This is a genomic window from Enterococcus sp. DIV2371 (assembly GCF_050498525.1).
Classification (GTDB): domain Bacteria; phylum Bacillota; class Bacilli; order Lactobacillales; family Enterococcaceae; genus Enterococcus_B; species Enterococcus_B mangumiae.
Genome location: NZ_JBIPAJ010000001.1, coordinates 2124438 through 2138390 on the forward strand (window position 1 = coordinate 2124438; position 13953 = coordinate 2138390).

General features: G+C 39.9%; 9 protein-coding genes. 2 read left to right on the top strand and 7 right to left on the bottom strand.

Features of this window, described 5'->3' with window-relative positions; all coding sequences use genetic code 11:
- Nucleotides 1–95: 95 nt before the first annotated feature.
- The 5 genes from IGL24_RS09885 to IGL24_RS09905 all read right to left on the bottom strand — a co-directional run bounded on the left by IGL24_RS09885 (nt 96) and on the right by IGL24_RS09905 (nt 7284).
- On the bottom strand, nt 96–1982 hold the full coding sequence (locus IGL24_RS09885; RefSeq protein WP_207700096.1) for a beta-glucoside-specific PTS transporter subunit IIABC: 1887 nt from the start codon (nt 1980–1982) through the stop codon (nt 96–98).
- A gap of 91 nt (nt 1983–2073) precedes the next feature.
- Nucleotides 2074–2931 carry a BglG family transcription antiterminator LicT gene (licT, locus tag IGL24_RS09890; protein WP_206853722.1) on the bottom strand — a complete coding sequence of 286 codons (858 nt, stop codon included), beginning with the start codon at nt 2929–2931 and terminating at the stop codon, nt 2074–2076.
- A gap of 382 nt (nt 2932–3313) precedes the next feature.
- On the bottom strand, nt 3314–5092 hold the full coding sequence (locus tag IGL24_RS09895) for an ABC transporter ATP-binding protein (protein ID WP_206853721.1): 1779 nt from the start codon (nt 5090–5092) through the stop codon (nt 3314–3316).
- Nucleotides 5092–6843: an ABC transporter ATP-binding protein gene (locus IGL24_RS09900; RefSeq protein WP_207700095.1), complete on the bottom strand. Its 1752-nt coding sequence runs from the start codon at nt 6841–6843 to the stop codon at nt 5092–5094. Before IGL24_RS09900 ends, IGL24_RS09895 begins: the two co-directional genes overlap by 1 nt.
- A gap of 216 nt (nt 6844–7059) precedes the next feature.
- On the bottom strand, nt 7060–7284 hold the full coding sequence (locus IGL24_RS09905; RefSeq protein WP_206853717.1) for a YneF family protein: 225 nt from the start codon (nt 7282–7284) through the stop codon (nt 7060–7062).
- Nucleotides 7285–7530: 246 nt separating this feature from the next.
- Between IGL24_RS09905 and IGL24_RS09910 the strand changes: the two genes are divergently transcribed.
- On the top strand, nt 7531–9093 hold the full coding sequence (locus tag IGL24_RS09910; protein WP_206853715.1) for an Nramp family divalent metal transporter: 1563 nt from the start codon (nt 7531–7533) through the stop codon (nt 9091–9093).
- 124 nt (nt 9094–9217) lie between these two features.
- Here IGL24_RS09910 and IGL24_RS09915 read toward each other — a convergent pair whose 3' ends face one another.
- Nucleotides 9218–10117 carry a deoxyribonuclease IV gene (locus IGL24_RS09915; RefSeq protein ID WP_206853714.1) on the bottom strand — a complete coding sequence of 300 codons (900 nt, stop codon included), beginning with the start codon at nt 10115–10117 and terminating at the stop codon, nt 9218–9220.
- A gap of 262 nt (nt 10118–10379) precedes the next feature.
- Here IGL24_RS09915 and IGL24_RS09920 point away from each other — a divergent pair, with 262 nt between their 5' ends.
- A complete protein-coding gene (locus tag IGL24_RS09920; RefSeq protein WP_206853711.1) occupies nt 10380–12725 on the top strand; it encodes a transglycosylase domain-containing protein in 2346 nt (781 codons plus the stop codon).
- A 218-nt stretch (nt 12726–12943) separates the two neighbouring features.
- Here the strand turns inward: IGL24_RS09920 and ccpA are convergent, their stop codons facing one another.
- The gene (gene ccpA, locus IGL24_RS09925; protein WP_207114933.1) at nt 12944–13945 is read right to left on the bottom strand and encodes a catabolite control protein A; all 1002 of its coding nucleotides are present in this window, start codon (nt 13943–13945) and stop codon (nt 12944–12946) included.
- Nucleotides 13946–13953 lie beyond the last annotated feature (8 nt).

Below are 13953 nucleotides of genomic sequence, written 5' to 3' on the forward strand. Positions count from 1 at the left end.
AGAGAGACCTTCCGAACATGATTATCTGTGGAAAAATGCTTGGTGTCTTTTATTCATCCCTTAGAAAACCTTGATTTTATAGGTTTTTTACTCAGTTATGTCAGGGCGGTGATCAACTCATCCCCACTTGTCACGATCTTCGATTGATTCTCGACGATATCTAGATAATCTGCTGAATTTGTAATAATGACAGGGGTTTCTACACTGTATCCTTCACTTTCAATTGCATTGATATCAAAACGCAATAAGACGTCCCCTTGTTTCACCGAATCCCCTTGTTTCACAAATGCTTCAAAATGCTTTCCTTGTAATTGTACCGTATCTAAACCGACATGGATCAACAGCTCTAAACCACTTGCGGAAACTAAACCGATTGCATGTTTTGATGGGAATAAGGTCATCACAGTTCCGTCAAATGGTGCCACGACTTCGCCTTTTTCTGGGTAGATCAAGATGCCACGACCTAACGCACCTTTGGCAAATGCCTGGTCTTTTGCTTCACTTAATGAAGCAATCCCGCCTTGAATCGGTGTTTTAACGATTTCTTTGATTTTACTTTCTTTTTTCTCAGCCACGACTTCTTCCGTATCTTTCCAGAATAAGAAAGTCAAAGTAAAACCAATGACTGCAGCAATCACGATACCAATAAAGGCATTGTACATCCCACTTGCATCACTTCCATCAATGAAGTTGACTACCCCAAAAATACCTAAGCCACCCATTGTGTAGCCTGTCGTACCACTCATCATGAGGAAGATCCCAGAAAGTGAACCGCCGATCATTGAATAGATAAATGGCATTTTTTTAGGAAGTGTGATTCCATAGATTGCTGGTTCTGTAACACCAAAGATCCCTGAGATAAACGCAGGCATACATAGAGCTTTCATTTTTTTATCTTTAAATTTGAAATACATCGCTAACACAACTGCGGTCTGTGCGAAGCTTGCCCCATAAACAGCTACTAACATTTGGCTTGAGCCGTTTTGTGTCACCTGCATGATCGCTAAAGGAATGATACTCCAGTGTAAACCAAAGATGACCAATACTTGCCAGAAGAAGCCAAGAACACCACCATAAAGGGCAGGTGAAAAGGCCATCAACGCTTCGAAACCAGCACTTAACCAGTCTGTCAATAAGCTAACGATTGGGCCGATAACTAAAAAGCCGATCGGTAATGCAATCAATAAGACCATAAATGGCACAACGAACGTTTGAACAACTGCTGGCACGATCTTCTTCGCTAATCTTTGGACTTGTGCCGCAAATGCAATAATAAAGATGACGGGAACGACACTGGATGTATAAGAAGCGCCCACCCATGGGATACCTAAGAAGCTCTCATAGGCAGGTAAACCTAAAAGACTAAATGGTGCGGCTGCCCCTTGATTTGCTGCTTCAAAGCTACTTTGTAATACGGGTCCTTGAACCGTCGGATAGACTAGGGCTGCACCGATCACGATCCCGACCATTGGATTCAATTTGAATTTTTTGGCTGCTGTATAACCTAAAATGACGGGCATGAAATAAAAGATTGAATCGCCGATCCCATTCAGCATGATATAATTTCCAGAAGTCTGTTCATAAAGTCCTAAGAAAACGAATAAAGCATTTAACCCTTTGACCATACCGGCAGCTGCTAATGCTCCTAAAAATGGTTGGAAACAGCCACTTAGAATATCGATCAAGCGATTAAAGATATTTCCCTTGGCAGGGGCTAATTCGGCATCTTCAGAAATGCCTGCCACACTCAATACGTCTGCATATACGTCTGGCACATGATTACCAATGACTACTTGATACTGCCCACCGCTTTTCATTACGGTCACGACACCATCCATATTCTTCAATACTTCATCTGCCGCTTTGCTCTCGTCTTTTAATCGGAACCGTAAACGAGTCACACAATGCGTCAAACTACTGATATTTTCTTTGCCGCCAACATATTTGACGATTTCTTTTGCTAAGTCTTGATATTTTCCCATGTTTTCTTCCTCCAATTGTTTGATTGAAGGTTTAGCCAACTGAATGTCACTATCCTTTGTTACTCCTTCAATAAAAAATCCGTCCCTCCTTTTAATGATTTTTCAAATGATCATTGTCTGCTAAACGAGCCAAATGGATCGTTAAGTAGACAATTTCATCGTCAGACATATGATAATTGAATGTTTCCTCTAAAAATAAAGCGATTTTATCCACACAACCTGAAGCAGTCTGGTATTTTCGCTGGATCATCTGGATCAGCTCTTCTTCGACTTCCCCCTCATGGGTAAGAGAGGTATTCATGACACGATTCAGAAAAAAACGCAGATGTGTCACAAAACGGAAAAAATATATCGATTCTTCATCGAATGGTGTTTGATAATAATAGCGAACGATATTCAAAATATCTTGAATGGTTTTCGTAAACTGGTACATATTATTCATACGGTCTTGCTCAGATTGGGCATTGACTAAATGAAGCGCAATGAACCCTGCTTCGTTTTCAGATAAATCAAAGCCATATTTATGGTGGACTTTTTCGATCGTTTTTTTACCTATTTGATATTCTCTAGGAAATAATTGCTTGATATCATAAAGTAAAACATTGGATAACCCGACCCCTGTCTTATAACGTTTGATCGCATTGTATAGATGGTCGGTCAACGAAATGTAGATTGACTCATTCAACGTCACATCAAGGGTTTCTTTCGTATACTCAATGATTTCGTAGGATAGTTCGAGATATTCCATGGGGATATCCTCTGCTAATTTTTGAAAATGCCTAGACAGTCCATCATCTGTCAAATAAAATTCCTTATCGACACACGTTTCTGAAATCGAATCACCAATCTTTTTTTTAAATGCTAATCCTTTTCCCATGACGATCATTTCTCGATTCAACTTATCCCTTGTGACAACGACATTATTATTTAGAATTTTTTCAATCCGCATAATATCCCCTTTCTATGATTGTCACTCCCAATAAAAACAAAAAAACCCAAAAAGTCGGCCATGGCGTCTATTCATGGTGACTAATTAGGTTTAGCTTGCGTGATGCAATCACTATCCAACATTATATTCTTTTCTTCATATTAGCGAACTATTTTCAAAATGTCAACGCTTTCTTTTTGTTGTTTTACTATTTCCAAAAATATTTTTACGTGTGTACTCAGAAGCTACCACTTCACTATCAAAATAAGGAACGATAAAAGAACAACAAGCTGTCCCCTCCAAAAACGTAAAAATTTTTCGGAGGATGCAGCTTGTTTGTCAACATTGACTGATTTTTCCTCACCTGATTGATCGGTGATATACAAAAACTTCAGTTCTGCTATTATTCACTTTGTAATTTGTACATATCGGCGTATAGCCCTTCTTCAGCTAATAGTGTTTCGTGGTTGCCGCGTTCCACGATATGGCCTTTGTCTAAGACAAGGATCAATTCGGCATCGCGGATCGTTGACAGTCGATGGGCGATTGCGATCGTCGTTCGTCCTTGGCGCATTTTTGCAAGCCCCTCTTGGATCAACACTTCTGTTTCCGTATCGATATTCGCTGTCGCTTCATCAAGGACTAAGATTTTAGGGTCAGTAACAATCGTTCGCGCAAACGTAATCAATTGACGTTGACCACTCGAATAGCTCGCTCCTCTTTCGATCACTTTTGAGTGATACCCTTTCGGCAATTCTTCGATGAACTGATTCGCTTGGACAAACTCCGCAGCCGCTTTGATTTGCTCATCTGTGATATCGGGGTCCATCATACGGATATTCCCTGCAATATCACCATAAAATAAGAAAGCATCCTGCAAAACTAAGCCCATTTTTTTCCGTAATTCCTCGATTGGATATTCACGAATATCATGATCATCGATCAAAATCTGCCCTTCATAAAACTCATAAAATCGCATCAGCACATTGATGATCGAACTTTTCCCACTTCCAGTATGACCGACTAATGCGACTGTTTCTCCTGGATTTGCAACAAATGAGATATTGTTCAATACATTGTTTTTTCCATCATAAGAAAAGCTGACATTACGAAACTCGATCTTCCCAGCAGTGATTGTACGATCCGCTGTTTCGTTTTGCTGTGGGGCATATTCTTCCGTATCCATGATCTTCAAGATACGACTACCCGCGACCGTTCCGTCTGTAAAGACACTCAAGAAGTCCATCATTTGTGACATCGGGTTAAAAAATCCTTGCACATACGTCGTGAAGGCAAAGATCAAACCGACTTCAACTGGTGAATTCAATGCATCAAGTCCGAATAAGGTCAATGTCAAAGCAATCGCTAAGGCATATAGAAAACTGATGATCGGACTCAAAAGAATCGAGTTTGTCTTGATCATGGCATAGCGTGTCGCAAGATATTCTTCATTGACTTCCTCAAATTCCTTTGCCAAACGTGATTCTTGACGGAATTGTTGGATGATACGCATCCCAGAGATCGATTCATTCAATTTTGTATTCAATTGACTCAAACGTTCACGCATATTGCGATAGATCCTTGAACTGAATTTTTGATAATACCAAATCACTACACCAAGGATCGGCAAGAAGATCAAGCACCATAACGCGATTTTTTCATTGATCTGAAACATTGCGATAAATGAGGAGACGACCGCAAAAATACCTGTTAAAACCATTAGAAAAACATACCAAAATTCAAAAAGTGTCTCAGTATCATTCGTCACACGAGATACAGTGGAACCTGCGGGTGTTTGATCGAAGTAACGCATACCTAACGTATGAAGTTTCTCAAATAACTTCACACGGATATGCTGATACGTCTTCAATGAAGCCATCGAATATAAATACCATTGGAAAAACCAAATGATACTTTTGACAATGACCCCAAAAAGATATAACCCAGCAAAGAAAAGAATGACTTGAGTTGTCGCTGACTGCTTGGCTAAATGCTCATCCATGAATGTTTGGATGATCCTCGGCAAAAGAACATTGATGACTGACAGTGCGAAAGCAAATAAAATTGCAATGATGAATGTCGAGCGAAAAGGTTTCGCAAAGTGCATCAAACGTTTGATGATCGAGGCTTGTTCTTTGAAGGTCATGGATTTTGACCATTCTGACTGATATTGATCTTCCATTATTCACCGCCTCCTTCAATTTTTGCTTCTAATTGTTGCTTCTGCCACATTTGTTCGTACCACCCACCAAGAGCTAGTAATTCTTGATGTGTCCCACGTTCAACGATCCGTCCGTGATCGACAACGATGATTTCATTGGCATGCATGACACTACTTAAACGATGCGCGGCAATGATCGTTGTTTTGTTTTTCCGTTCCGCTTTAAGGTTACGCAAAATCGCTTCTTCTGTTTTTGCATCGACGGCAGATAGTGCGTCATCCAAAATCAATAATTCTGGACTTTGGATCAATGCACGAGCGATCGACAAACGTTGCTTTTGTCCGCCAGACAAAGAAACGCCACGTTCACCGACCATGGTCTGATAACCTTCTGGTAAACCTTTGATCTCTTTATTGATATACGCCAATTCCGCTGCTTCTTCCACTTCTTCTGGTGATTTTTGTGGATTGGAGAATCGGACATTATCTAAGATCGTCATCGAAAACAAGAAATGATCTTGTGGTACATAACCGATCGAGCGTAATAACGCATCCAAGGAGTAGTCTTTGATCGTTCGTCCGCCAAACTTGATTTCTCCTTGGTAATGGTCATATTCGCGCATCAATAATTTGATGATCGTAGTCTTGCCGGCTCCTGTTTTACCAACGATCCCTAACGTGTCACCTTCATTGATCGCAAATTTGATGTGTTCTAACGCTGGTTGTTTATCGTCAGGGTAAGTAAATTGCGTGATTGCAACATTCAACTCCCCTTTAGCGGGTGTGTTTTCTGCCCCAGTTTTTTCGACAATGTGTGTTTTTTCATGCAATAACTCATTGACACGATCATAGGAAGCATTCCCACGTTCTAACACGTTGAATAAACGTCCGATCGCAAACATTGGCCAAACAAGCATCCCAATATAACTGATAAATGAAACCATCTGCCCAATTGAAATCGTACCATTCAGTACATAACGTCCACCTAAAATGATCGTCGCCACATAAGACAAGCCAATGATCAATGTGATGAATGGATCAAAAAGCGCATCTAAAAAGTTTACACGCTTATTTTTCTTGATGGCATCATCGATTTTTTCTTGGAAGTCTTCCAAGTCCTGTTTTTCTTGTCCAAATGTTTTGATCACTTTGATACCTGTGATACTTTCTTGCGTTTTATCATTGATACTTGAAAATGCTTCTTGTGAATCACGAAAAGCATCATGTAATTTTGAACCTAAGATCCTTGAAGTGACCGCCAGTAAAGGCAATGGAATCAAGGCAATCAGTGTCAAACGCCAATCAATGAATAGAACCATCGCAATAATCGTCGTCCCGCCAGTAATCACTGAATCTGCAAATGTTAAAATTCCAGCACCTGCCACATTTTGGATTGCGTTCAAGTCATTTGTTGCATGAGCCATCAAGTCGCCTGTTCTGTATTTTTGATAGAACAAACTATCCATTCGAGTAAAATGGGCAAATAGGCGTTGACGTAATTCTTTTTCAAGTCTTGCTGCACTTCCCCAAATGTTCATTCGCCAAATATAGCGGAATAAATATTGTAAAAAAGCAGCTACGATCAGTACCCCGATCCACAATGAAATGATTTGCATCGAGATATTTTGATCGGCGATCTCATCGATGATGATCCCAATGACTTTAGGTGGGATCAATTGTACTAATGCGACCGCGAACAAAGAACATACGCCAATCAAATAGTGCTTTTTCTCTTGTTTAAAAAACCAACCCAATTTTCTGAAAATCGACATATATTTCCTCCTTCTAACTCCTAAAAATTTCATTTTACTTCAGAGGTCGAATTGCGTCCTCTGATATCGTTGATCACAATCGAAAAAATCTGATCATCATACTTTTATAAAATAATTGCTTAACGGCGTAAATGAATGCGCTTTTCTCATTTTGAGAAAAAGAAAAAAGCGAGCTGAAATCAATCAGCCCGCTTTTTGATGTTGTCGGCCAAGAACCTACTTCTTCCCTTGGTTCTTCATCTGTTGCATCATCTGACGAATTTTCTTTTCAGACGGTTTTTGCCCCATAGACATCATCATTGATCTTAACATTTCCTCATTAACGGGAGGATTTTTTTCTAAGTAATCTTTCATATATTTACGCGCAAGAAAGAATCCACCGACTGCGCCGATTAATAATGCAATAACTGCAATAAGTACAACGATTCCTGTTGATACCATGTAAATCTCTCCTTTCCTTTTCCTAATTGCTCTCAATGATACATTCTACTAAAACTTACAAAAAAAAGAAAGGCGTTTTCTTAATAATATGTAAAAAAAAGTCATTTTTATTTCATGATTATCCAAAAAGGCCTGATTTAGAAAGTAAGCCACATTTAATTTTTAGGTTAACCGAATTTTTTTCTTTTATTTTTTTGTTTCTGGGTGTAGAATGAATTCGAAAAGAAATAGAAAGGTGGTTTTCCTTTGAAGAATCACGAAAAGAATCATAAATGGATCGAACATACTAATGGGTTATCCCTTTCAGAAGTAAACGGCACAGTCAAAGTGCCAAAAGGAAAAAGTTTCTTTCGCACTTTGCTTGCTTATTCCGGCCCCGGCGCACTCGTCGCAGTCGGTTATATGGACCCCGGCAATTGGTCAACCTCGATCACCGGCGGACAAAATTTTCAATACTTATTGATGTCAGTCATCCTGATGTCCAGTTTGATTGCCATGTTGCTACAATATATGGCTGCCAAACTTGGGATCGTTAGCCAAATGGATTTGGCACAAGCGATACGCGCTCGGACAAGCAAAACATTAGGAGTCATTCTCTGGATTTTAACAGAGTTAGCGATCATGGCTACAGATATCGCCGAAGTCATCGGTGCCGCAATCGCTCTTTATTTATTATTTGATATTCCTTTGGCAATCGCTGTCTTTATTACTGTTTTGGATGTCTTTGTCTTGCTCCTTTTGACAAAGATCGGTTTTCGGAAAATCGAAGCATTAGTCGTTTGTTTGATTTTCGTTATCCTGTTTGTCTTTGTCTATCAAGTCGCTCTTTCAAATCCTGATTGGGCTAGTTTGTTCAAAGGATTTATTCCTAACAGCCAAACATTTGCGGAAGAACCAAAAATCGGTGGAGAAACACCATTGACAGGCGCTTTAGGGATCATCGGTGCGACAGTGATGCCCCACAATCTTTATTTACATTCTGCTGTTTCTCAAACACGAGAGATCGATCGAAAAGATCCAGAAGATATTGCAAGAGCCGTTCGTTTCTCTACTTGGGATTCAAATATTCAATTGACAATGGCTTTCGTCGTCAATGCTTTACTGTTGATCATGGGGGTTGCGGTCTTTAAAACTGGCGCCGTACAAGACCCTTCATTCTTCGGCTTGTATGAAGCACTCTCTGATCCTTCTGCCATGAGTAACGGTGTCTTGATCGCCGTAGCAAAATCCGGAATTTTATCGACCTTATTCGCAGTGGCACTGCTTGCTTCCGGTCAAAATTCAACGATTACCGGTACCTTGACTGGACAAGTCATCATGGAAGGCTTTATCCATATGCGTATGCCGATTTGGTTGCGTCGCTTAGTGACTCGACTATTATCCGTCATCCCAGTACTTCTTTGTGTCTTGTTCACCAGCTCAAAAGGTACGATCGAAGAACATACAGCATTGAACAATCTAATGAATGAATCTCAAGTTTTCTTAGCCTTTGCTTTACCTTTTTCAATGATTCCTTTATTGATGATGACCAACAGCCAAGCAGAAATGGGCAATCGTTTTAAAAATTCACTCATTGTCAAAATACTCGGCTGGTTTTCCGTTATCAGTTTGACGTACCTAAACTTACGTGGTCTCCCTGGACAAATCGAAGCCTTTTTCGGCGATCAAGCTTCCAGTGCGTCTATCGCCCTTGCTGATCGGATCGCTTACATCATCATCGTGGCGGTTCTCGCTTTACTCGCTTGGACGATCGTGGATCTTTATAAGGGAAATAAACGCTATGCCGAACGATTACAAGAGTTGTCTTGATCAGCTGTTTTTAAACTAAATAAAAAAAGCTTAGATAGCCAAAAATATGTTTAGACATTTTTGGTTACCTAGGCTTTTTTCTTTGTCTGAACTTTTTCCAGTAAGATTACACTTTACTGACTGATCAGGCTTCTACATCTGCTAATAATTCTGGGAATACTTCCGGATCAAAGCTTTCAGCTTTGAACATTGCGATTTCTTTGCCATAAGGAGCATAGGCTAATTTTTTATCTTTACCCACATATGGTGTTTCAAGAATCTTTGAAACATCTTTGAACATCGGCTCATGGACGATTTTATTCAAGGCGTCAAAGCCGATCGTACCAAATCCAATATTGGCATGGCGATCTTTATGTGAACCTTGTGGATTTTTTGAATCATTGATGTGTAAGACTTTTAAACGATCTAAGCCGATCACTTTATCGAACGTTTCCATTACGCCATAAAAATCATTTGCCACATCATAACCGGCATCGTTGGTATGGCATGTATCAAAGGTCACTGACAGTTTTTCATTCAATGTTACCCCATCAATGATTTGTGCCAACTCTTCAAACGTACGACCGATCTCTGTACCTTTTCCCGCCATCGTCTCCAAAGCGATCTGAGCGGTCTGTTCTTTCGTCAAGACTTCGTTTAGGCCTTCAATGATCCTTGCGATTCCTGCCTCTGCACCAGCACCGACATGGGCACCTGGATGTAAAGTGATCTGAGTAGCACCTAATGCTTCCGCTCGAACGATCTCTTCTCTTAAAAACTGGACAGCAAAAGGAAACATCTCTGGTTTGGTTGTATTTCCTAAATTGATGATATACGGTGCATGGACTACTATATTTGTCAGACCATTTTCTTCCATATATTTTGTTCCAGCTTCAATATTCATTTCTTCAATTGATTTTCTTCGGGTATTTTGTGGTGCCCCCGTATAGATCATAAATGTAGAAGCCCCATAACTCGCTGCTTCTTCTGCTGCACCTAATAACATCTTTTTACCGCTCATGCTGACATGTGAACCTAATAACATCGTGTTACCTCCTATAAAGCCCTCTCGGCTGGTCGCTCAGTGAATGGATTTTCTCACTCTACTTTTATCTTAACTGAAACTGATTTGAAAGAAAAGTTTGAAAACTGTCCATTGCTCGGAGCATAAGTAAAATAACCATGGTATTCATTAATATTTTCTCAAAATCAGTATTCGAAAATAGCAGAAAAAAAGCCATGTCTGTTTTTTTGTTCTATTATTTGCTATAATTAGCGAAATAAAACCATTAGTTGAGGTGAAACCTTTGCCACGTAATAATACACGAAGAAAACAAGCACGACGAACAAAAGAAAAGTGGTTTGTTCCTAAGGTCATTTTTCGCGTTTTTCAATCATTAACCGTTTTTATCATGGTTCTTATCATTCTATTCGCTGCATTAGGTGTGGGAGTTGGCGCCGGCTATTTTGCGTATCTAGTTGAAGATACAAAGCTTCCTTCCAAATCTGAGTTACAATCTGAGCTAGGCAATATAACCGAAACATCAAAACTTGTCTATGCTGACAATACAGAGATTTCGACGATCCAAACTGATTTGATGCGTACAACTGTGCCTTCAGATCAAATGTCTCCTTATTTAAAATCTGCGATCATCAGCACAGAAGATGAATATTTCGAAGAGCATAAAGGCTATGTTCCTAAAGCAGTGATCCGAGCGCTCTTCTCTGAAGCAACTGGGATTGGTTCATCCGGTGGATCGACACTGACACAGCAGTTAGTGAAACAACAGATCTTGACTGATGAAACAACCTTCAAACGTAAAGCAAATGAGATTTTGTTAGCTGCTCAAGTCGAGAAGCACTTTACAAAAGATGAGATTATTTCAACTTATTTGAATGTCTCGCCTTTTGGAAGAAACAATAAAGGACAAAATATTGCCGGTGTCCAAGAAGCTGCACAAGGGATCTTCGGCGTCAATGCGAGTGATCTATCTTTACCGCAAGCCGCATTTATCGCAGGCTTACCACAAAGTCCGATCACTTACAGCCCGTACACAAATACAGGGGCATTGAAAGAAGACCTATCTGCTGGTTTAGAAAGAAAAGACATCGTGCTATTTAGCATGTATCGTGAACACCAAATCACGAAAGAAGAATATGAAGAAGCAAAAGCCTATGACTTAACCCAAGATTTCTTAGGTCAACAAGTGGCAGAACAAAGTGACCGCGACTTCTTATATTACACAGTGATGAATGCTGCGACAGATATCATTGCGAGACAATTAGGAGAAAAAGACGAAGCAGATCTTTCTGATGCAGATGTCTACAATGCATACTATCAACGCGCAGAACAAACGATCCAAAATCAAGGCTACACGATCCATTCAACGATCGACAAAGACATCTATGAAGCGATGCAAGCAGGCGTTGCCAATTTTGGTTACTTACTTGATGACGGAAGAGGTACTCCTGTTGAGACTGGTAACGTTCTGATGGACAATAAAACAGGCCGCGTGTATGGTTTTGTCGGTGGTCGTAATTATGCATTGAATCAAAATAATCATGCTTTTGATACTCAAAGACAAGCAGGTTCATCGATCAAACCGATGCTCGTTTATGGTCCAGCGATCGATATGGGCTTAGTTGGTTCTGAATCACGTGTTTCTGATTATGAAACCACTTGGCAAGAAGGCGCGAATGCCGGTGAAGACATCGTTAATGCGACAAACAAAGGTTCAAATACCTTCCAAACAGTGCGTGAATCATTGGAATGGTCGAACAATATTCCTGCCTACCACTTATATCAAGACGTTTTGAATAATGGTGGCTCAAAGCAATACGCATATGAAACATATTTATCAAAAATGAACTATCCAACAAATGCCAACTGGGGCGTTGAATCTGCACCACTTGGAACAGTTGATGTAACGACGCTTCAACAAACCAATGGCTTCCAAACATTAGCAAACAATGGTGAATTCCAGCAAGCATATATCATTGATTCGATCACTGATAACGATGGAAATGTCATTTATCAGCACGAACACAAACCAGTACGTGTCTTTTCTGAAGCGGCTGCTTCGATCGTCAATGACATGATGCGTAGCGTCATCGATGAAAAGATCACTACACCATTCAAAGATGATATCTCTAGCCTTAATGGAAGTTTAGGTCAAGCGGACTGGATCGGTAAGACTGGATCAACGAATGAATTCCGTGATTCTTGGTTAGTTGTTTCCACACCGTCTATCACGATCAGTAGCTGGGCTGGACACGACGATAACACCGGAATGGATTCTCAAGCGAGATTCCGTTCTTCAAAATATCTCGCAAACTTGATCAATCAAGTGTATCAAGTCAACCCGTCGATTTTCGGTACTGATCAGAAATTCTCACTCGCTTCTGATGTGAAGAAAGAAGATGTCGCTGCCTTTACAGGACAATTACCTGGAAAAGTAACAGTTGACCGCAGATCCATCAATACACCGAGCAAAACTGTCGAATCACTTTGGGCAAAAGACGGTCCTGAGAAAAGCACCTTCAAATTTGGTGTAGGTGGAACGGATGAGAACTATAAAGATTACTGGAACACTGTCGGCACATTTGAACGTGAAAATCCACAGAACAAAGATGACGACAAAGACGACGATTAAAAAAGTCTAAGGTAACTACTCTTTCTCAAAATAAAATGAGTCTGATTTTGATCAAACACGTCAAAATCAGACTCATTTTTTTGTTTTTCTTTATGGAAACAGCAGAAACCCACTTCTATTTTCACACAAAAAAGTGGCTGAAATGAACTTTTTGTCATTTCAGCCACTTTGATCATCGTTTTTAAGAAATAAATCTTTGGAACGCTAACTCAACCGTCTTATTTTGTAGAACCTTTTTCTTCGATTCCATATGGTAAGATGATCGTTTTTTCTTCCACTTCTTCTTTATTCATCATTTTTGTCAATAGACGCATCGATACTGCACCTAAGTCATACAATGGTTGAGTAATACTTGTCAAACGTGGACGAGCAACTTCTGTTAATAATGAGTTGTTGCTTGTGATGATCTCAAATTCTTCTGGCACTTTCACACCGCGGTCGATCAAGCCATCTAAAATACCGATTGCTAATTCATCATCAGTAACATACACAGCAGTTGCCCCACTGTTGTAGATGCGATCGACTAATGACAAGCCATCTCTGAAATTATAGCTTGATTCAAAGATCAATCCTTCGCTGTAAGTCAGACCGTTTTCTTTTAATGCTTCTTTGTAGCCTTTCAAACGGTTTTGCCCGTTGATTGGATCAATCAATGCACCACTGACAAAAGCAATTTTTTTGTTGCCATTTTTAGCTAATTTAGTCACTGCATCTTTTGTTGCTGAAGTATAGTCGATATTGACACTACCTACTTGCTCGTCTGGATCGATCGAACCAGCTAAAACGACAGGAGTTTTTGAACGTGAGAACTCACCACGGATTTCATCTGTGATATGGTGGCCCATGAAGATCACACCGTCCACTTGTTTTGCTAACAAGTTGTTCAATACGTTCACTTCTTTTTGATCATTTCCGTCTGAATTTGCCAAGATGATATTATATTTGTACATTGTCGCAACATCATCGATCCCACGTGCTAATGAAGCAAAGAACATATTGCTGACATCTGGGATAATAACCCCAACAGTTGTTGTTTTTTTACTTGCAAGTCCACGAGCGACAGCATTTGGACGATAATCTAAGCGATCAATAACTTCCAATACTTTTTTTCGTGTCGCAGGTTTTACATTTGGGTTCCCATTGACAACACGTGAAACAGTAGCCATCGAAACATTTGCCTCTCTCGCTACGTCATAAATAGTGATAGTTTGTTTTTCCATCGTTGTTC